Annotated in this window: 19 protein-coding genes; 16 read left to right on the top strand and 3 right to left on the bottom strand. The window is 31.7% G+C overall.

Annotation, left to right across the window (positions count from 1 at the left end; translation table 11 throughout):
* The 3 genes from ACYQ0O_RS01030 to ACYQ0O_RS01040 form a co-directional block, all read right to left on the bottom strand.
* A partial coding sequence (locus ACYQ0O_RS01030; RefSeq protein ID WP_459889814.1) for an AAA family ATPase occupies nucleotides 1–1,579 on the bottom strand: 1,579 nt, incomplete at its 3' end.
* Complete coding sequence (locus ACYQ0O_RS01035) at nucleotides 1,579–3,984, bottom strand: tetratricopeptide repeat protein (RefSeq protein WP_459889816.1); 2,406 nt, start codon at nucleotides 3,982–3,984, stop codon at nucleotides 1,579–1,581. The genes ACYQ0O_RS01030 and ACYQ0O_RS01035, both read right to left, overlap by 1 nt.
* Before the next feature lie 26 nt (nucleotides 3,985–4,010).
* Nucleotides 4,011–5,159, bottom strand: coding sequence for a PilZ domain-containing protein (locus tag ACYQ0O_RS01040; RefSeq protein WP_459889818.1), 1,149 nt, complete (start codon nucleotides 5,157–5,159; stop codon nucleotides 4,011–4,013).
* A 316-nt stretch (nucleotides 5,160–5,475) separates the two neighbouring features.
* Between ACYQ0O_RS01040 and ACYQ0O_RS01045 the strand changes: the two genes are divergently transcribed.
* The 16 genes from ACYQ0O_RS01045 (at nucleotide 5,476) to ACYQ0O_RS01120 (ending at nucleotide 19,917) form a co-directional block, all read left to right on the top strand.
* Entirely contained in the window at nucleotides 5,476–6,927 is a 1,452-nt protein-coding gene (locus ACYQ0O_RS01045) for a GumC family protein (RefSeq protein WP_459889820.1), read from the top strand.
* A gap of 14 nt (nucleotides 6,928–6,941) precedes the next feature.
* Nucleotides 6,942–7,742, top strand: a complete 801-nt coding sequence (locus tag ACYQ0O_RS01050; RefSeq protein WP_459889822.1) for a polysaccharide biosynthesis tyrosine autokinase — start codon at nucleotides 6,942–6,944, stop codon at nucleotides 7,740–7,742.
* Between the two features lie 21 nt (nucleotides 7,743–7,763).
* Nucleotides 7,764–9,173 (top strand): TIGR03013 family XrtA/PEP-CTERM system glycosyltransferase, encoded by a 1,410-nt coding sequence (locus ACYQ0O_RS01055; protein WP_459889824.1) that lies wholly within the window; start codon nucleotides 7,764–7,766, stop codon nucleotides 9,171–9,173.
* A 25-nt stretch (nucleotides 9,174–9,198) separates the two neighbouring features.
* On the top strand, nucleotides 9,199–9,777 hold the full coding sequence (locus ACYQ0O_RS01060) for a polysaccharide biosynthesis/export family protein (protein ID WP_459889826.1): 579 nt from the start codon (nucleotides 9,199–9,201) through the stop codon (nucleotides 9,775–9,777).
* 9 nt (nucleotides 9,778–9,786) lie between these two features.
* On the top strand, nucleotides 9,787–11,097 hold the full coding sequence (locus tag ACYQ0O_RS01065; protein WP_459889828.1) for an outer membrane beta-barrel protein: 1,311 nt from the start codon (nucleotides 9,787–9,789) through the stop codon (nucleotides 11,095–11,097).
* A gap of 2 nt (nucleotides 11,098–11,099) precedes the next feature.
* Nucleotides 11,100–11,738, top strand: coding sequence for an exosortase C-terminal domain/associated protein EpsI (locus ACYQ0O_RS01070; RefSeq protein WP_459889830.1), 639 nt, complete (start codon nucleotides 11,100–11,102; stop codon nucleotides 11,736–11,738).
* A 12-nt stretch (nucleotides 11,739–11,750) separates the two neighbouring features.
* Entirely contained in the window at nucleotides 11,751–12,587 is an 837-nt protein-coding gene (gene xrtA / locus ACYQ0O_RS01075; RefSeq protein WP_459889832.1) for an exosortase A, read from the top strand.
* Between the two features lie 6 nt (nucleotides 12,588–12,593).
* Complete coding sequence (locus ACYQ0O_RS01080; RefSeq protein WP_459889834.1) at nucleotides 12,594–13,466, top strand: XrtA system polysaccharide deacetylase; 873 nt, start codon at nucleotides 12,594–12,596, stop codon at nucleotides 13,464–13,466.
* A 10-nt stretch (nucleotides 13,467–13,476) separates the two neighbouring features.
* Nucleotides 13,477–13,881 (top strand): PilZ domain-containing protein, encoded by a 405-nt coding sequence (locus ACYQ0O_RS01085; protein ID WP_459889836.1) that lies wholly within the window; start codon nucleotides 13,477–13,479, stop codon nucleotides 13,879–13,881.
* The gene (locus ACYQ0O_RS01090; protein ID WP_459889838.1) at nucleotides 13,882–15,108 is read left to right on the top strand and encodes a TIGR03087 family PEP-CTERM/XrtA system glycosyltransferase; all 1,227 of its coding nucleotides are present in this window, start codon (nucleotides 13,882–13,884) and stop codon (nucleotides 15,106–15,108) included.
* 88 nt (nucleotides 15,109–15,196) lie between these two features.
* Entirely contained in the window at nucleotides 15,197–15,319 is a 123-nt protein-coding gene (locus ACYQ0O_RS01095) for a BrnT family toxin (RefSeq protein WP_459890082.1), read from the top strand.
* Nucleotides 15,319–15,615 (top strand): BrnA antitoxin family protein, encoded by a 297-nt coding sequence (locus ACYQ0O_RS01100; protein WP_459889840.1) that lies wholly within the window; start codon nucleotides 15,319–15,321, stop codon nucleotides 15,613–15,615. The genes ACYQ0O_RS01095 and ACYQ0O_RS01100 overlap by 1 nt, the downstream gene beginning before the upstream one ends.
* A gap of 69 nt (nucleotides 15,616–15,684) precedes the next feature.
* Nucleotides 15,685–16,749 carry a FemAB family XrtA/PEP-CTERM system-associated protein gene (locus ACYQ0O_RS01105; RefSeq protein ID WP_459889842.1) on the top strand — a complete coding sequence of 355 codons (1,065 nt, stop codon included), beginning with the start codon at nucleotides 15,685–15,687 and terminating at the stop codon, nucleotides 16,747–16,749.
* A gap of 190 nt (nucleotides 16,750–16,939) precedes the next feature.
* Nucleotides 16,940–17,860: a PEP-CTERM sorting domain-containing protein gene (locus tag ACYQ0O_RS01110; protein WP_459889844.1), complete on the top strand. Its 921-nt coding sequence runs from the start codon at nucleotides 16,940–16,942 to the stop codon at nucleotides 17,858–17,860.
* Nucleotides 17,861–17,998: 138 nt separating this feature from the next.
* On the top strand, nucleotides 17,999–18,955 hold the full coding sequence (locus ACYQ0O_RS01115) for a glycosyltransferase family 2 protein (RefSeq protein WP_459889846.1): 957 nt from the start codon (nucleotides 17,999–18,001) through the stop codon (nucleotides 18,953–18,955).
* Between the two features lie 128 nt (nucleotides 18,956–19,083).
* The gene (locus ACYQ0O_RS01120) at nucleotides 19,084–19,917 is read left to right on the top strand and encodes an ABC transporter permease (RefSeq protein ID WP_459889848.1); all 834 of its coding nucleotides are present in this window, start codon (nucleotides 19,084–19,086) and stop codon (nucleotides 19,915–19,917) included.
* Nucleotides 19,918–19,938 lie beyond the last annotated feature (21 nt).

The raw sequence follows: 19,938 nt of genomic DNA on the forward strand, positions 1-19,938 counted from the left end.
TATTATTATTTTTCATAATTTCAGAGAGCATAATTGCATTTTCCCCTACCCTTTTGTACCAATTTGAATATAACATATGTCTTGCAGCTAGATTATAATCCCCATTTTCCAAGGCTGATAACATGTTTTTAAAACTGAATAATCCTTTAATAGAGGTCTGTTTTGCCATTTCTACCAATACGATTTGTCTAACATTGCTCAATCTTTTGAAAAATGGCAGTTTTTCCTGAAGAATTAAGTAGACAATTTTGCCTGAAGTATCCAGTTTTTCTATTAATGTATTTTTTAAAAAATTTGTTTTTTTTGGCTCATTTCCATTATTATTTATCAAAGAAAGTTTTTCCTTTTTAGTTGCTAGGTCTTGTTGGACTTTTTCTGTTTTATTGGATATTAAGCTTTTTCTATTTGTTACGGTTTTATTATTTGGCGCTGATCCTTTATTGTTTTTAGTGGAGGGCATTATGTCGCTTTTCTCCTGTGGTGGAACTTTTAGACCTTGATTTGTGTTATTTAGCAAAGTATTTCCTATAATTACTTTTTGTTTAGTGTTTGATAAAGGAAATACCTTATCTTGTATTGGAAATTTTGATTTATTTGGTTTTTTATATGTATTTTTTACTAAAGGTAGATATGGTTTTATTTCATTTAAACGAGTACCAAAATAAAATGATACCAAGAATATAATACAAAATATAAGAGTGTAAGAAAGTTTACTAAATTTAGACTTCCTTTCATCACTATATAATTCCTTGCCAACTTCCTTGATAATTCTTGGTCCAATTTTCTTTTTGTCTTGTCCAAAAGCAGTGATTAACGCATTATCACATATTATATTTATTTTTCTTGGTATTCCATTTGAATATTTATATATTTTTCTTATTGCAGATTTAGTAAAAATATTTTTTCCAACATATCCAGCCTTTTTTAATCTAAAATCAATATATTTTCCAACTTCTTTTTTGTTTAATTCCTTTAATTTAACCCTTAGTTCTATCCTTTGCTTAAGTTGTCTTAAGGATTTAAGGGAAAGTTTTTTGTCCAATTCTGGTTGCCCAATTAAAAAAATTTGTATTAGTTTATTTTTTTCTGTTTCAAGATTGGATATTAATCTTAGTTTTTCAAGGGTAATTACTGGCAGATTTTGAGCTTCATCTAAAATAAGGACTACATTTATTCCCCTTCTATATTGTTCAATTAGATAATTGTATAATAGTTCCACTGATTCAACTTCAAAGCTCTCGTCATCTGGTGAATTTCGTTCAATTTCCAATAAATTCTGTTTGTTAAATCCAAGTTCTAAGAGAATGAGTTTTAGGAGATTTTTAAAACTCAGTTTGGTGTTGAATATCAATATGATCTTTAGTTTGTGTTGATCTTTAAAGTGGTTTAAAAAGGTCCTTACCACAGTGGTCTTTCCAAGCCCCACTTCCCCTGTGATAGCAACAAAACCCTTTCTATTTCTAATTGCATATATAAGTGCTGCGTAGGCCTCCTTGTGGGTTGGACCAAAATAGAAAAAATAGGGATCTGGAGAGATATGGAAGGGTTCTCTTTTTAACCCAAAAAATTCAAGATACATTATTTTTTACTAGACTTTAATGTCTTTTCTATTTCTTCCAAAAGCTTTTTGCACTGTTTTTTTTCTGGAAATTGAATATCTTGTTTAAGAACTAAACTAAGTAAATTTTTGGCCTTCTCCAATTCTCCATTTTTGAAGTAGGCATATGCCAAATGATATGTGACACTAGGTATTCTGGGTAATTTTTTGTGGGCATCTTCTAACTGGGCAATTGCACTGAGAACAGCGTGTTTTTTCACATATATCCATCCCAATGTGTCAGAAACATACGGATCATCTGGCATCTTTTCCTTGGCCACTTGTGCAAGTGACAAGGCCTTATCTAGATTTCCACCTTCTTCTGCCATAATCCATGCAAGATTGTTGGCAGCAGGAGCAAAATCTGGTTTGATTTCAAGACACTTTTTGTAGTATTTTTTAGAATTTGTTAAGTCACCTTTTCTATTATAAAGTACACCTAACATCATTAATACATTTATATTCTGTGGTTCCTTTCTTTCTATTTTGTGATAATAAGAAATAGCACTATCAATGTCCTTATCTATTAGAGCTATATTTGCCAATTGCACATAGGGCGACAAAACATTTGGATTTTCATTAATGGCCTTTTCAAAGGATTGTTTTGCATTTTGGTAATCCTTTTGGGCCATGTATATTTTCCCCAATGTATAAAAGATATATGATCTTAATCTTTTATTTTTTTGATTGTTTAGAAGATTTTTACAAAAATCTACAGCCTTTTTATTTTTTTTCTTTATTAAGTAGATAAGAGATATATTTGATATGGCTTCTGTTGCATATGGGTTTAGTTCCAACACCTTTCTATATTCAGATAAGGACTTATCTAATTTTTTTTCTCTAAGATAGGTATTGGCTAAATACAAGTATCCAATGTAATTTTTGGGACTCAACTCTTTTAAGTTTGTGAAATTTTTTTCAGCTTCTTTAAGGTTTTTTTCTAATAGGGCTATTCGACCCAAGTTTATATATATTCTTAAGTCTAAGGGGTTCATTTGTTTTGCCTTAGCTAAATAAACTTTGGCTTGGTCATAGTTTTTTTCTTGTATTAAAATCTCTGACATAAGTAGATTGGCCTTTAAGTGCCTTGGATTTATTTCCAAGGCCTTTGTAACATCATCCCTTGCCAAATTTATTTTGCCTTGTCCCAATTCTAAAAGGGCCTTTGTAAAAAAGGCTTCGTCAAAATTAGGATTATCTTTTGTAAGTTGTACTAAAATTTCTTGAGCTTCATTTGTCTTGCCTTTTAATAACAAGATTTTTGCTTTGATAAGTCTGGCAAGTGGATCATTTTTGTTTTTTTCTAGGAGCTTTTTATATAACTCCTCTGCATTCTTTATATCCTTAATTTCATAATAATATTGAGCCAATATTCTCATGGAAGTGGGGTCATTGGGAAACTTTTCAATTGTTTGTTTTAGTATTTGCTCTGCTTTTTTCCCTTTATTAACAGCTAAGTAAAATAGCGCTAGATTGATATAAGATTTTGGGTTGTCCCCACACTTTCTTACTGCCTCAGTTAAAATGTTCTCTCCTTTTTTTAGATCTTTGTAATTAAATATATATAAAAAAGATAACATCTTATAATAAGATGGCTTTTTGGGATCTTTTGCTATTGCCTTTTTAATTTGATTTTCAGCTTCTTTTACCTTGTTAAGTCTTAAATAGAAATTCGCCAAGACTATATTTATTTCCGGGTTTTTGGGGAATTTTTTTTCTGCCTGTAGCAATAATTGCTCAGCTTCTTGGAATTTTTTTGATTTCACATAAAAAGAAAACAATGGATAAAAATTTTTAAGGGTTGACTTTTTACTTTGCGTGGCTTTAAGAAGATATTTTTCTGCTTTACTGATATTTTTATCTTTTAATAGGTATAGATTTCCCAGAAGAATCAATACCCCAGGATCATCAGGGTAGCTTTTATATAGTGATTTTAGGATTTTTTCAGCACGATCATATTCTTTTAAATCCAAATAGCATAAGGCATATAGACGACCTGCCTTTAAATTGTTGGGCTCTTCTTTATATACTTTTTCTAAAAAAGATTTTGCATCAGAATATCTCTTGGCGCCTACGAGGAGTTCTCCCATTCTAAGGTTAGCATTAACATGATTTGGATCAATCCTTAATGCCTGCATGTAATTACTTGCAGCTGCCTTTATTTCCCCTTTTTTTAATGACACTTCACCTAAGTAGTAGTAAGCGTCACTATTTTTGGAATTGATTTTTATTGCATTTAGTAGTTGAATCCTGGCCTTATCCAATTCATTTTTCTCTAAAAACGTCTTTGCCTGTTTTAAGTAGTTTTGAAAATCTTTCTCTTTATTAGAACAAGCATAAAAAGCTAAAAAGGACAATATAAGCACTATTATTATTTTTTTCGTCATACACCATACCCCTCTATTGTTTATTTTTATGATTCTATAATGATAGGATCAACTGAAAAATTTAATTCAAATAGGTTATTACCTGGTTCACTTACTATCCTTATAGATGGATTGTATTCTTCTAGGATAAGAATTATAAAGGCAAGATAATTAAGAAAACTATTTTGAAAGTTTTTATTTATCAGTCTAGTTTTTTCAATATATATATCTTCATTAAACATCTTTGACCCATTACTGGTAAATTTTATAACTATATTTCTTTTATCTTCTTTATAATCTGTAGACACATTAATCTTATTAGCATTACAGAAAAATACATAATTGGTATGAAAAGTAAAAATCATACCTATGGATTTTTCTATTAGGTATTTATTTCCTATGAAGGCGGGAATATTTTTGGAGATGTTTGATGTACATTCTACCTCTTTTATGGAATATATGTTTCGGTAAAAATTATTTATGGATGACACAACAATTTTATTGATTTCTACCAAATTTATATTGTAATCTGGAATTTCCTTCACCTCTTTATCGAGTATTTTTATGAAAGTCCTAACCTTATTTAACTCACTGTTCAGGTTGTTAAAGTGTTGATAAAAAAATAGAGACGCCTCTTTTGGGATGCCATTTTTTGTATCATTACTAATTTTTAAAATCCTCTGTACCGCAAGATCCACCAAGTTGATTTCAGTATTTATGGTTTGAAATAAATTTACAATCTTCGTTTTCAGAAAACGGCACATATATCCCATATGAATTTGACCAATGGAATTTTTTATTAGGTCTAAATAGATATTGGAGAAGGGTTGCTTGACAGTATAGTCCAGTTTATAGGGCACCTTGCATACGTCTTTTAGTGAGGAAAAGATTTCTTTAAATTGAATGCTAAAGTTTAATTCTTCATTAAAATAAAGTCCTATTTTGTATGGTAGTGAGCCGTTTCGACACCACTTGACAACACCTGAAACTTCATGGCTAGTACCATTATTTTTTATTTGAACTAATACATTTTCTTGGTTTTTTAAAGGTTCATCGAAAAAAATTAAAGCCCCATGGAGACTTAAATTTTTTATTAGACATTTTTTTACGTTTCTTTCTTTAACCTTTTGAAGTAGACCTTCTAATTCCAAGGGGATTCTGGGTTCTCTTCTTTTTTCAGATTGATTTATCACCATATTTTCTCTTTTTGGGTGTACATTAACTTAAACTTAAATTTACCGTTATGAAAATTAAGTAACTTCTTAATCATTATGATAGAATAAAAAAAAACTTGCAAGATTTATGCTAACATTTTTTTTCTTTTTTTTTGTGGTAGTTGGTTGTTTTCCATTTTAAGGAATTAATCTAGTGAAAATTTATTCACATCTAGTGAAATTAATTTCAGTTGATAAATAGAAAAAAAATGGTTAACATTTCTGAACTATTAACTTGGCATTAAACTAGCATAAATGGCCACTTAGCTATAAGTTAATAAGGAGGACCTAGAACTAAATGATAAAGATTCAAAAAATTGATCTTCAACCTTATTTTGATATTGTAGTAAGGAGAAAATGGTGGATTGTTATTCCACTGCTCATTTCCATTCTTGGAGGTATTGTTTATATAGCAGTAACCCCAAAAACATACAAATCAACCACACTGATTTTGGTGGAGGCACAGAGGATTCCCAGTAGTTATGTAAAATCAACCATAACAGAAAGTTTGCAAAGTAGGCTCAATACCATATCTCAGCAGGTTTACAGTAGGACGAATTTAGAGAGGATAATTAAGCAGTTTAGGCTCAATGAGCCACGAGAAAAGGGGCGTTTTGAAAAAATTAAAGATAATATTCTTAAAAAATTGGGATTAGGGGCTGAAGAAAATAAAGGTATTGCTGCTGATAACTTGCAATTTATTAATTTTGTAAGAAAAAAAATACAAGTATCATTAAAAGGGGGTAGGAAGGCCTTTGAGATTTCATTTGAGTGGTATGATCCCAAAGTGGCTGCAGACGTTGCAAATGCCCTTGCTTCTCAGTTCATAGACGAAAATTTAAAGATAAGAGAACAAATGGCAATGGGTACAACCAAATTTTTAGAAACAGAGGTAAATCGTTTAAAAGGGCAACTAGAGAAAAAGGAAAAGGAGCTAGAAGAATTTAAAAAGGAACACCTTGGTATGTTACCAAGTGAATTAAATTCTAATATTTCCATATTAAACCAATTAAAGGATGAATATAACAATCTAATGGAGGCTATAAATTTAGCTAAGCAAAAAGAAATTGCCCTTAGGGAACAGATTGCTGAACAAGAGTCCACTAGAAGAGAGTCTATGTCTAAGGACGAAAAAATTTATTCCATAAATGAACTTGAACTTAAGTTAAAAGAATTAAAATCCATTTATACCGACAAACATCCAGATGTAGTTGCCTTAGAAAAAAGGATAGAGAGATTAAAAAAAATAAGGGATAAAGAAAAATATAGGGAAAAACAGGTCAAGGGACCAATTTACTATCAGCTAAAACAAATTAGAAATAACATAAGAAACTATGAAAAACGACTAGGAGAACTAAAAAAACAAATTGCTATTTATAAAAAACGGATTGAAATGACCACTAAAATAGGCCTTCAACTTGAAAAAATACAAAAAGAATATGGAGTTATTAGTAAGAGATATCAGAATCTTTTGTCAAAAAAATTGAGTGCAGAAATGGCCGAGGAATTGGAAAAACGTCAAAAAGGTGAACAATTTCGTATATTGGATTTAGCAGTTCCCTCTAGGGTTCCATATTCTCCAGATGTTAAAAGAGTGGCCATGTTTTCTATTTTATTTGGTCTATGCTTGGGTGGAGGCCTTGCTTTTTTGAGAGAGAGTTTAGACCCAGCGTTTTATACCCCTGAGGAAATAGAATCTTATTTAGGGGTAAAGGTAATAGTGTGTTTACCCACTCACGAATTTAAATAAAGAGAGACTAATATATGAGTAGACTGTTCGATGCCCTTGAAAAGGCGGAAAAGGAAAGGGTTGCTGGAAATAAGGTAAGGGAAGTTAAATTAAGTAAATCTAGTGGAGATATGCTTTCCTTTTCAAAAGAACTGGTAGTTCTTTCAGAGCCAACTTCTGTTATAACTGAAGAGTTCAGGTTTCTGAGGTCAAGGATTATTAGACCAGTTAAAGGGGATCCGCCCAAGACAATTTTAATAACAAGTTGTCTTCAAGGAGAAGGAAAGACTTTTGTTGTTGCTAATCTTGCTGCCACCATAGCAAAGGGTTTAGATGAGTATGTGTTGTTGGTGGATGCGGATTTGAGAAGACCTAGAGTTCATCAAATATTTGGATATGATAATGTACGCAAGGGACTATCTACCCATTTGTTGACAGGAGAGCCTTTGGAAAATTTGCTTATTAAGACTGAGATAAAAAAACTCACCATACTCCCTTCAGGGGAGGATTGTCAAAATCCCTCAGAACTTTTATCCTCAAAAAAGATGGAAGGTCTAATCAAAGAATTGAGAGATAGATACCCAGATAGATATGTTATTTTTGATTCATCTCCCATTGAACTCACACCTGAGACATTTGTGCTGGGGAATAACGTAGATGCAATTTACTTGATAGTAAAAAGGGCCAGTACTCCAAGAGATGTTGTAAAAAATACCATTGATAAGTTTGAAAAAGAGAAATTTAAAGGTATAATTTTAAATGGATATGAAAAGAGGAAAAGATATTACAAAGGATATTATAGGGGGTATGGTTCATATAGTAGTAATGGATATTAACCACAAAAGATATTAATAACTATGCTAAAATTTTTTAATAAATACTATCCAATAAGAAATTTAGTTTTTTTTATAATAGAAAGTTTATTAGTTTTCTTTAGTATATATATCGTCATATTATTATATTACAATTATAATTTACCTTTTGATCCAAACAGATTGAATATATGGATTAGGGTTTCTATAGTAACCTTTGTACTGCAGGTAGTTCTTTATTATTGTTCTCTTTATGAGTTTAAATATGGTTTAAAACTCCTTGATCTATTTTTGAGGATAGTTCAGGCTATAGGGATTACGTGTATTATTTTATCTGCAATATATTTTTTGTATCCACCTGTTATACTGGAACAAGGGATATTTTTTGGCGGCATTGTATTATTTTTGTTTTTTTTGGTTTCATGGAGGATTTTGTATATATATTTATGTCAAAAGGGAATATGGAATGAAGACATAATACTCTTAATGGATGGTGAACTAGGATTACATATTATAAGCGAAATAAGAAATAATTTAGATTCTGGATACAATATTAAATATATATTTTTACCCACTAATATCCAGTTTAATAAGGATATTTTATATGATATTTCTTTTTCAGAAGAACAAGTTTGTGAAGATATAGATATGTTATGTAGTTTATCGTTGGAAGATAACATAAAAAAAATAATTTTTGCTCTGGAAGAAAGGAGGGGTGTATCTCCTATAAATGTCCTTTTAGAGTGCAAAACTAAAGGAATTGCAATAATAGATGGTGTCACATTTTTTGAGAATCTTTGTGGAAAGGTTTTAGTGACAAAAGTGGTACCCAGTTGGTTAATATTTTCAGAAGGCTTCTCTAAATTCAAGCCCAGGTTAATGACCAAGAGACTACTCGATATAATTTGGTCAATGTCAGGCATTATTGTTTTATCTCCTCTCTTTATTCTCATAGGTCTTTTAGTCAAAATTACCTCAAAGGGGCCAATACTATTTACACAGATAAGGGTTGGTCAGTGGGAAAAACCCTATAAAATATATAAGTTTAGGACAATGAGACAGGATGCTGAAAAAGATGGGGCAAAATGGGCTCAACAAGACGATCCTAGGGTAACACCTATTGGAAAATTTTTGAGACGGTTTAGACTCGATGAGATTCCTCAATTTTGGAATGTCTTAAAAGGGGATATGAGTTTTGTTGGTCCAAGACCAGAGAGGCCTGAGTTTGTTAAGAAACTCAAAAAAAAGATACCATACTATGGAGAAAGACATTCGCTTAAGCCTGGTATAACAGGATGGGCACAGGTAAACTATCCTTATGGTGCATCAGAAGAGGATGCCCTAAAAAAGCTCGAGTATGATCTATTTTATGTTAAAAATATGACTATTTTGTTTGATATATATATAATTTTAAAAACAATAAAAACTGTTTTTACAGGCCAAGGTGCCAGATAAACAAAACAATGGAGGGGGTAATATGATGAGTACAAAGAGATTTTGTATTTACTTTTTTCTATTTATTTTTTTGTGTCCACTTATAGCGCATTCTGAAGATTCTACAAAATTCGCCTCTAAGGATTATTATTATAAAATTGGAAAAGGAGATGTCTTAGAGATCAATGTATGGAAGGAAAAAGACTTAACAAGGGTGGTGAAAGTTAGAACAGATGGAAGGATATCTTTGCCCTTGCTTGATGATATTAAGGCCGAAGGATTAACACCTATTGAACTTAAACACAAAATAGAAAAAAAATTGTCAAATTTCATTACAACTCCCTTTGTAACTGTTATAGTAAATGAGGAGAACAATAAATTTTATATGGTTGGAGAAGTAAGTAAGGTTGGAGAGTATGATTTAACAAAAGATTTAACTATATTGCAGGCTATAGCCATTGCAGGTGGGTTTACTGAATGGGCTAATAAAGACAATATAATCTTACTCAGGTATAAAAATGGAAAGGAACTAAGATATAAGATAAGTTATAAGGACATCATTTCAGGAAAACACCCAGAACAAAATTATTTTATTCAGAGAAATGATACAATAATAGTTAAATAGGAGTTAACTATGATCGTTAGACATAGAATATTTTGTCTTTGTTCTATTATATCATTGATTATATTTTTCTCTGGAATTGTGTCTGCTCAGGTAAATGTGGATCTTTTATACCAATTAAGCCTGAGGACAGAATATGACAGTAATTTAGACTTGACCCCAAATGATGAGGATTCAGATTGGGCATATATAATTAATCCTTCTGTATCCTTAGATGTATCTACAAAATTTACAAAAACAATGCTATCTTATTCTGCCTCTATTTTTAATTATGTTGAAAGAACGGAAGATAACTATATCTCTCATGATTTAAGCTTAAATTATTCAAATCATATCACTAAAAGACTAAAGTTTAATATGTATAATAAATTCAATGTAACTCAAGATTTGTATACAATAAATACTACAGGTGAAAGTAATGTATATAGTCCATCTGGCTATACATTGAGACGCGAGAGAAGATATCACTCAAATTACTCAGGGGGACTTAGGTTCAATTATCAATTTGGACGGCGAGATTTTTGTTATGTGGGGTATAATCATTATAGAAATTGGGAACAGGGTAAAGAGATTGAAGAAGCCACCCGATACAATCCTGTTGCAGGTATAGGTTTTGAAGTATGGGAGCATACAATTTTAAGTTTCGATGCCTCTTATATTAAAGGAGATTTTTATGGGGGCTCTGATGATTTTGATGAATTGATTGGAAGTGTAACACTCACCAAAGAGATAACTAAACATTTTTCTGTAAATGTAGCCTATTCCCACACATATATGGATTATTCTGGAGATACTGAAGACTATCAGGTGTATTCCCCTTCCATAGGTATATTTTATGCTATTTCCAAGGACTCGAGTTTAGGGCTTAGTGCAGGATATTATATGGAGGACAAGGAAAAGGGTGATGATGAAAAGGGTATCAATTTAGATGTTGATTTTAATAAAAAGTGGACAATAAAAAAGGGCAGTATTACCTTTTCCTATTCTAGCGGATATGAAGAGACCTATTTTGGGGGAGAAAACTTAGGTTTTACCATTTATCACGGTGGAAAATTATCTTTTTTATATGATTTTACAAGGCACCTGTCCAATTCCGCCTATGTAGATTATCGCTACAATAAGTACACAGATCAGGATCCAGAGAGAAAAGATAATGTGATATCCTTTAATGACAATTTGAATTATAAAGTGACAAAATGGATGGATGTTTCAGTCTCTTATACATATCGTCTCATGGATTCAAATATAGATGATAATGATTACAAAGACCACAGGGTAATGATTTCAATTGTTTTACACGATTCAAAAAAATTGATTAAGTAGAGATGGAAAAGAGTTTTTTGTATAGAATAGGGATACTGTGCCTGGCCTTTATATTTAGCTATGTAGTGATTAATTTTTTTAGCCATGTAAAGGCTGTTCCTTTAAAAATGCGCCTTAATAAATCTTTTCCCAGAAAGATCGATAATTGGGAAACTATTGAAGATGAGCCAATGGATCCCAAGGTTGCGAAGATACTTATGGTAGATGATTATGTATGGAGAAAGTATAGAGATAAGGAAGGCAATATCCTCGATGTTTATGTGAGTTATTTCTCTTATGTTGACAGGATAAAGACCTACCATTCTCCTTTAAATTGCATGCCTGGTTCTGGTTGGGATATATATAAAGTGGAGTCTGTACCCATAGCATTGTCCAAACATAAAAGGGTCCATGTAAATAGCCTTTTTTTAAAAAAAGGTTCAAGGGATATATATGCCCTATATTGGTATCAGTGTCGAGGAAGGATTATAGATTCTGAGGTGAAGGAGCGTATTTATAGGGTTATTGATTCAGTTTTTAAGAGAAAAACCAATGGTGCATTTGTCAGAATCATATCTTTGAGTAATGGGATAACTCAGGATAAATTAAACATATTTTGTGCAGACGTAATTAAAATCCTAGAAAAAATATTGCCTTCATAGTCAGGACACAATATGAAGTTAACATCCAGTAAAATTTTGTCACCAAAAACCATTGGACTCACCTTTTTTGTTTGCATATTTTTTTTATTGTTTTATCCCTTGATTTTTAAATTAATAGATAGTTGGGAGGTAGATCCCAATTATTCCCATGGGTTTTTTATTCCCTTTATATCTCTTTATTTTATTTACACAAAAAGGAAAGTCCTTAAATATCTGGACATAACACCTTCAAATACAGGTCTTTGGGTAGTTGTGTTTGGACTCCTTCTCTTTATATTGTCATGGTTATCTTCCCTGGATTTTGCCCAGGGTATTTCCATGTTGGTAGTTTTGTGGGGAAGTATTTTATTTTTATATGGAAAACAAGTAGCAAGATTGCTTACATTTCCCATTTGTTACCTAGTATTTATGATTCCCCTTCCAGCCATTGTGTGGAATAGGCTGTCTGTTCCATTGTCTTTGGTTGCATCTTCTATCTCTGCAAAATTAATGGAATTAATGGGTCTAGTTGTGTACAGGGAAGGTAATATTATTACCCTTCCAAATATAACCCTGCAAGTTGTAGAAGCGTGCTCAGGGCTTAGGTCCTTAGTTACTATGATGGCACTTGGCGCTGCATTGGCGTATCTGTCAAATTTCGATTTAAAGAGAAAGATTATTTTGTTTTTTTGTGCTATTCCCATTGCAATTATTGGCAATGTTATTAGACTAACTGCAACAGGAGTGCTTTCTGAGGATTTTGGCGCTCAAATGGCTAGGGGTTTTATACATGAATTTTCTGGTTGGGTAGTGTTTATAGCAGGTTTTTTACTCCTACTTTTAATACAACGCTTATTAGAAAAAAGATAGATTGAGATGGAAAATAAATTCATTGCAATTACCGTTGATGTTGAGGATTGGTTTCAGGTGGAGAATTTAAGGAGAGCATGTCCAATAAGTAGTTGGGATAATATGAAACTTAGGGTTGAGAAAAATGTAGATAAACTGTTGGGGTTGTTTGATGAACTTGGAATTAGGGCTACATTTTTTGTACTTGGGTGGGTTGCAGAGAGACTTCCTAATCTAATTAAGAAGATCTATGATAATGGACATGAAATAGCTAGCCATGGTTTTTGGCATAATCTTTGTTCAGAAGTAAGATTTTTCCAATTAAGGGAAGAATTATTAAGGTCAAAGGAATTATTGCAAGACATAACAGGGGTAAGGGTATTAGGGTTTAGGGCTCCAAACTTTAGTATATGCAAAGATCTTTTGGCTTTACTAAAGGAACTAGGATATGTATATGACTCAAGCTACAACTCCTTTAGATTAAATTCCAGATACGGGGAATTGGGAAAAGATTTAATTCAAAGGGAGGTAGATGGGATTTTTCAACTCCATACTGGAATATTTGAGATACCCATATCAAATTTTGATTTTAAAAATATAGTACTTCCTGCAGGAGGTGGGGCATATTTCAGGATTTATCCTTTGTTTGTATTTAAATTTTTAGTTAAAAATATATTAAAACAAAAAGGATGGTATGTGTTTTATATGCATCCATGGGAGATTGACCCTGGTCAACCAAGGTTAAGTCAACTTAGTTTAAATCATAAATTTAGGCATTATGTTAATTTAAATAGGACATTTAATGGTTTGAAAAAAATGTGTTCTTATTTTAAGTCCAAAAAGGATGTAAAATTTGTTTCATGTTCAAAATTATTAAATAAAAAGGTTTATAATCCATAGGAGCTTAAAAATGAATTCACTATCAAATAAAGAAGTTATCAAAAGAGCCAGAGAAAGACGGAAATATCCAAGATTGCAGCCTAAAAGGAAGGTTTTTTCATCTCTAAAATATAATGGTGAATATATTGTTGGAAACGTAATAGACATAAGCAGAGGTGGACTCAGTTTTAAATATTTATTTAACATGCACCAAATCTTTCTAAATGGCAATTCAGATACATATGAAGTAGAAATATTCAGCCCTGATAAAGATATTTTTATACAAGGGGTGAAGTGCAAGGTTGTTTATACAAGAATTTTACCCAATGGACCTGTTAGTTTTTTAAAGATAGTCAAATGTGGTCTTAAATTTAAGAGTTCTGATTATGAAATTGTCAAAAATATAGACGAGTTAATATCAAAGACCATAAATTAAATGAAGATTTTGTACCTTGCCCATAGAATCCCGTATCCTCCAAATAAAGGAGACAAGATCAGGACATTTAATCAAATAAAGTATCTATCTAAAGAGAATGAATTATATATTGCTACTCTATGCGACACCAAAAATGATTTAATATACAAAAATTCAATAACAAAGTATTGTAGATCCTGTTTTTTAGAATTTATTCCTCCTCAAAAAAAGGTAGTTTCATTGCTTAAATCAATAAAAAATAGAAAACCAATCTCAGTTAATTATTTTTATTCTAAAAAATTGCAACACCAAATCAACTCCCTTCTAAATAGAGAAAAATTTGACGTGGTTTTTTGTTTTTGTTCTGTAATGGCTGAATATATATTTAGGGTCAAAGATTATTTAAAGAATAATCCATTACTTGTTATGGACTACTGTGATTTGGATTCCCATAAGTGGTATCAATATTCAAAAAACTCTATTTTCCCAAAAAATTTAATATATAGATATGAAAGTAAGAGCTTGCTTGAGTATGAAAAAAGAATAAATAAAAAATTCCACATATCAATCTTTATTTCAAAGGTAGAAAAAGATTTATTTTTAGCAAGGTTTAATAAAGCAAAAAATATTCATGTAATTCCAAATGGGGTTGATTATAATTTTTTTGTTCCAAATAAAAATAGGATAGACTTACTGCCTCAGGATATAAAAGATTTTATAAAAAATAAAAAGATAATTATCTTTGTTGGAGCAATGGATTATAAGCCAAATATTGATGCAGTCTTATGGTTTATAAATTCTGTCTATAATGAAGTAAAAAAACAAAATAGAGATCTATGTTTTTTGGTAGTTGGTAGAAATCCCAGTGATGAGATAATAAAATTTCACAAAAAAAATGACATATTTGTAACCGGTTTTGTTGACGATGTGAGGCCATATTATGATATTGCCCATATTGTGGTTGTCCCAATAATGATAGCAAGGGGAATACAAAACAAGGTGCTTGAGGCCATGGCCATGGAGAAAAGTGTTGTTTTGACCAATGAGGCCAATGAGGGCATATGGGCAAAGGATAAGGTTCAGGTATTGGTTGCAAATAATAAAAGTGAATTTTTTAAGTCAATTTCTTACCTCTTATCTAATCCTAGTGATATATTGGGCAAAAGGGCCAGGTCTTATGTTATAGATAATTTTTCCTGGGATTCACATCTAAATAAATTAACTGAGCTATTTAAATTTCAAAAATGAAATATTTTTTTTAATTTATTCTATACTATCAGGTATCTAACAGTTAGTGTGATGTAAAACATTCAAGTAGCGAAAACAGATATTATGCATTAGGGGTCACAGCTTAGGGCGAAAACTTTTTGTGGTGTTTACAGTTAGGAACAAAAAAATAAGGATAATTTCAGCGAGAGATATGAGCAGAAAAGAAAGAAAAATTTTTGAGGAGTTATAATGAAAAAACAACTTCCTAAATTCAAGAACGAAGATGAAGAAAGGGAATTTTGGTCAATGAATGACTCTACTGACTATATAGACTGGGATAATGCAGAAGAATTGGTACTTCCGAATTTGAAACCTTCCTTAAAGACCATATCATTGCGTTTGCCCGAATACCTATTAGATGAACTGAAATTTTTAGCAAATAAGAAGGATGTCCCTTACCAATCTTTACTCAAGATGTTTTTATCAGAAAGGGTTCAATTTGAATTAAAAAAAATGAGCTATGTTAGAGAAAATATTGAGGACTAGAGAAATTGTTATAAAGTAAGTCAGTAGGTAGTATAGAATATTTTGTGTTTTAATCAAAAAGGCTTTTTCATGGAAATAAAAATAACTCAAGCAACAGATGAATATAGAGATAAGTGGGATAGGTTTGTCGTAAATCATCCCCATTCAAATGTGTATCAATTATACAACTGGAAAAAGGTGATAGAGGATACCTATTCCCATAAAGGATGTTATTTGATTGCAATATCTAATAATTTTGAAATATTGGGTATCTTGCCAATTGTGAAAATAAATGCATATGGTTTGATAAAAAAGTTCACATCAATTCCTTTTTTTGATTTAGGTGGGGTATTGGCAAAGGATAGAGAAATTGAAAAGGCATTAATTGAGCATGTGCTCAAGTTAGCTAATAAAGAAAAAATAAAGAGCGTAACCCTTCGCCAAGATGGTTTACTTGATTCATTTGAGTTAGTAGAAAGCAAAGCTTATCCTCATACCTTTGTAAAAAAGGACAAGGTAAGGCTCGTCCTTGAGCTTGGGAAGACCTCTGATGATTTATTTAAGTCATTTAAGTCAAAGCTGCGCAGTCAAATAAGAAGGCCTATAAAAGAAGGATTAAAGGCTAAAGTTGGGGGATTAGAGCTAGTTGATGATTTTTACAAGGTCTTTTCATGGAATATGAGGTATTTGGGTTCCCCAGTCCATTCAAAAGAGATTATAAAAAATAGTGTGAAATATTTTGCATCACAGTGTAAAATATTTGCAGTTTATAAAGATGAAATACCTGTTGCCAGCAGTTTGATCTTAGGTTTTAAGGATACAGTGTACAACCCCTGGGCTTCTTCCTTAAGGGAATATAGTCGCCTAAGCCCCAATATGCTCCTTTACTGGGAAATGTTAAGATATGCATGTGATAATGGGTTTAAATATTTTGACTTTGGAAGATCTACTGTTGGCGAAGGGACATATAGGTTTAAAAAACAGTGGGGGGCAGAAGATAAAGGGTTATTTTGGTATACTTGGTCAAAAAGGGTGGTGAAACAAGGAATCAGTGAGTCTGAGATGAGAAATCTGCTTATTAAAGTATGGAGAAATATACCATTAACTATAACTGAGATATTGGGGCCATACTTGAGAAGGCATATAGAATTATAGTTTATCAATTATCTTGTCTAGATATTTTGAAGATCTTAACTTTTTAGGTATATTATTTGCATTTATTTTTATCTAGATGATAAAAGGAGTTAGTAATAATGATAAAAAAGATTGATAATTTTAAAAGAGATCCACCTTTTTTATGACTAAGTTACAATTAAAAAAATATTAAATTAACAGGGAGGAATGTATGATAAAGAAGAAAATATTAAATGTTTTTTTATTAATGGCGGTAGGGTGGTTTTTTTTAGGAGGAAGTGCTCAAGCTCTCTATCTTGAGCCGATGGCCTACAATAGTCTTTTTTTTAGGGGAGTAGAAGTTTTTGATAAGGTGAATAGTACCACTCCCAATGACGAGGTTGCTCCAGGAGATCTTTTTTGGGGTGTTATGACAGTAAATGATATACTTTATTCAAAAACAGACCCAACAGCTCAAACAGGGAGTAGTTTACCTTATAGTGAAATAAGTGCCTACTTTGTGCTTGAAGTGGACCAAGTTAAAGAGAATGATCCAAATGATGCTACTGATGATGTGATCATTTTTGGAGCACCTACTTACGATCCAAATCAAATTCTTGATGTGAGTACAGGTGAAGTGATTAGAGTATATGAAGATCCAACCCCAGATTTCGACAATACAAATGTTTCTACAGGAGTGGCATCAGCTACCAATGGAACTGTTTTGTGGTCATTGGGATTTAATCCAAGTACGGATGGTGATAGTACAGGGGGATATTGGTATTCTTTAGCACCTATACAAATACCCAGCACCAACTCTAAAGTAGGCTCCACTTATGGTGGACTTAATTTTATAAAAAATGCAGCCCTTAATACTCCTGGTGGAGAAATGTTTAAAGCTATAGATGATCCTAATGAAACTAATCCTGATGGAACTCCACGAGATGTTCTTGTAGAGTTCTTCCTAAATAGTGAAATCTCTAAAATAAATTCTCTTGGAGCGGTAGACTCTTCTGGTACTAATAGGCTTTGGGAATTCGCTATTAACGACCCAGCTGTGCTCTATCCTCTACCAGAGCCAGCCACTATGTTGCTTTTAGGTTCAGGGTTAATAGGAATAGTTGGTGTTGGTAGGAGAAAAATGAGAAAGTAAAGTATAACTAACTTGAAGATTGAGTTTATTTGGTTTAAAAAGAGGGGCATAAAAACCCCTCTTTTTTATTGTGATTCTAGATTTATGTTTAATGGAAATTAACAGAGTATAAAAAGTTGTTATAAAAAAGACAGACATATGAGTAATTGCGAATGTAATAGTAATATTAAGGTGATAATCTCCTTCATCATCCCCCACAAAGGTCGAGAGGGGCTGCTTGAAAAAACTTTGGAAAGCATTCAATTTCAAGAGTTTGATTTGACAAAAATAGAAGTTATAATAGTGACGCAAAATAAAAAATTATATTCAAATATAAGCAAATACCCATTTAAAATTCATATTCTCTATGAGTCAGAGGATAAAACTATTTCATATCTGAGAAATAAGGGGGCGTCTGTTGCCAAGGGCATATATTTTGCTTTTTTAGATGCCGATGTTTTTTTGTCCTCCAATTGGATCAAGGTAATGTTGGAAGAGATTGAAGCAAAAAATTTGAAAATGGTCTGCGCCCCTCAGGTTGCAAGTGATAATCCTACAGATATTGAAAAAATTCGGGTTGCTTTAAATAGTGTAAAGGCGGATAGATTTATTGATTTTACAGGTGGCTGGAATTTATTTCTAAGAAGAGAAGATTTTTTTAGGTGTGGAGGCTTTCCTGAGGATATAATTACATGTGAAGATTATTATTTTTGTGATAGGGTAAATAAATTGGGAAAGATGTACTGTACATCAAAGGCTTTCTTTATTCATTTAGGTGAAGATAAAAATTATAAGGAACTTTTTAAAAAAGAAATATGGCGGGCAAAGGGGAATATAAGGTCAATTAAGGGAAGAAAAATAACATTGAAAGAGATTCCAAGTATAATAACTCCTATGTGGATATTAATTGGGTTTTTGTTGTGTATTATTGGATTGTTTATGAAAAAAGGCTTCTTAGCTATGGGTTGTTTTTCCCTTTCTATATTGCCTATAGCTATATATTCTATAAGATTGGCCAGAATATCAAAGGATATTGCATTTGTGACTATATTAAAATTTTACTTTGTGTATTTTTTGGCCAGGTCTTTGGGGACTGTGAAAGGGATATTAAGTTGACCCTTAGCTTAGAGTAAGATATAATAATTTTAGTTGGTTAAAAAAATAATAGAGTTCTGTAGTTCCGGGCGTCTTAGGTGTAGTTGTAACAAATTAACTTTACTGAATCTTTTGGGAGTCATCACTTTATGAAAAAGCAAATGAAAGATGAAATAATCATAGAACCAAAGCGTGGTCTCGGTCTAATAGATTTAAAGGAGATGTTGAGATATAGGGACCTTTTTTATTTTATGACATGGAGAAATATACGCACTAGATATGCTCAGTCAAGCATTGGAATTGGATGGGCTATTATTCAACCTTTTTTTTCAATGGTAGTTTATACGATAATTTTTGGTAGATTGGCTAAAATAGATTCAAATGGAGTACCTTATGCAATATTTAGCTTTACAGCTCTAGTTCCATGGACCTATTTTGCTAGTTCTTTAACTGAGGGCACCAATAGTTTAGTAGCTAATGCCAATATGTTAAAAAAGGTATACTTTCCTAGAATTATTTTGCCTATATCTTATATAGTTGCAAGGTTATTAGATTTTATAATAGCTTTTTTCTTTTTATTGCTTTTAATGTTTTGGTATAAAATATTTCCTACAACAAATATAATTTTTCTTCCAATATTGATGATTAACTTGATATTGACAGCAATGGGATTTAGTTTATGGTTTACTGCCCTTGCAATACAATACAGAGATGTAAACTACTCAATTTATTTTATTGTGCAATTATTTATGTATGCAACACCTGTGGTTTATCCTACCACTGCGATCCCTGACTCATTAAGAAATTATTACGCAATAAATCCCATGGTAGGGGTAATAGAAGGTTTTAGATCAGCACTTTTAGGTACAATACCAATGCCATGGACCTGGATTGCGATTGGAACGGTATCGGCTTTTACTTTAGCTTTTACTGGTATTTTATATTTTAGTTCAAGACAAAAAATATTTGCAGATGTAGCTTAACTACCAAAAAATAGTGGGAAG

This window comes from Desulfothermus okinawensis JCM 13304 (genome assembly GCF_054654515.1).

Excerpts from the sequence above, each read along its gene's own strand:
- ACYQ0O_RS01090 (WP_459889838.1), top strand. The coding sequence starts at position 13,882 with ATGAAGATTTTGTACCTTGCCCATAGAATCCCGTATCCTCCAAATAAA.
- ACYQ0O_RS01085 (WP_459889836.1), top strand. The coding sequence starts at position 13,477 with ATGAATTCACTATCAAATAAAGAAGTTATCAAAAGAGCCAGAGAAAGA.
- ACYQ0O_RS01055 (WP_459889824.1), top strand. The coding sequence starts at position 7,764 with ATGCTAAAATTTTTTAATAAATACTATCCAATAAGAAATTTAGTTTTT.
- ACYQ0O_RS01065 (WP_459889828.1), top strand. The coding sequence starts at position 9,787 with ATGATCGTTAGACATAGAATATTTTGTCTTTGTTCTATTATATCATTG.
- ACYQ0O_RS01105 (WP_459889842.1), top strand. The coding sequence starts at position 15,685 with ATGGAAATAAAAATAACTCAAGCAACAGATGAATATAGAGATAAGTGG.
- ACYQ0O_RS01040 (WP_459889818.1), bottom strand. The coding sequence starts at position 5,159 with ATGGTGATAAATCAATCTGAAAAAAGAAGAGAACCCAGAATCCCCTTG.
- ACYQ0O_RS01120 (WP_459889848.1), top strand. The coding sequence starts at position 19,084 with ATGAAAAAGCAAATGAAAGATGAAATAATCATAGAACCAAAGCGTGGT.
- ACYQ0O_RS01100 (WP_459889840.1), top strand. The coding sequence starts at position 15,319 with ATGAAAAAACAACTTCCTAAATTCAAGAACGAAGATGAAGAAAGGGAA.
- ACYQ0O_RS01115 (WP_459889846.1), top strand. The coding sequence starts at position 17,999 with ATGAGTAATTGCGAATGTAATAGTAATATTAAGGTGATAATCTCCTTC.
- ACYQ0O_RS01050 (WP_459889822.1), top strand. The coding sequence starts at position 6,942 with ATGAGTAGACTGTTCGATGCCCTTGAAAAGGCGGAAAAGGAAAGGGTT.
- ACYQ0O_RS01045 (WP_459889820.1), top strand. The coding sequence starts at position 5,476 with ATGATAAAGATTCAAAAAATTGATCTTCAACCTTATTTTGATATTGTA.
- ACYQ0O_RS01035 (WP_459889816.1), bottom strand. The coding sequence starts at position 3,984 with ATGACGAAAAAAATAATAATAGTGCTTATATTGTCCTTTTTAGCTTTT.
- ACYQ0O_RS01070 (WP_459889830.1), top strand. The coding sequence starts at position 11,100 with ATGGAAAAGAGTTTTTTGTATAGAATAGGGATACTGTGCCTGGCCTTT.
- ACYQ0O_RS01080 (WP_459889834.1), top strand. The coding sequence starts at position 12,594 with ATGGAAAATAAATTCATTGCAATTACCGTTGATGTTGAGGATTGGTTT.
- ACYQ0O_RS01060 (WP_459889826.1), top strand. The coding sequence starts at position 9,199 with ATGAGTACAAAGAGATTTTGTATTTACTTTTTTCTATTTATTTTTTTG.
- ACYQ0O_RS01110 (WP_459889844.1), top strand. The coding sequence starts at position 16,940 with ATGATAAAGAAGAAAATATTAAATGTTTTTTTATTAATGGCGGTAGGG.
- xrtA (WP_459889832.1), top strand. The coding sequence starts at position 11,751 with ATGAAGTTAACATCCAGTAAAATTTTGTCACCAAAAACCATTGGACTC.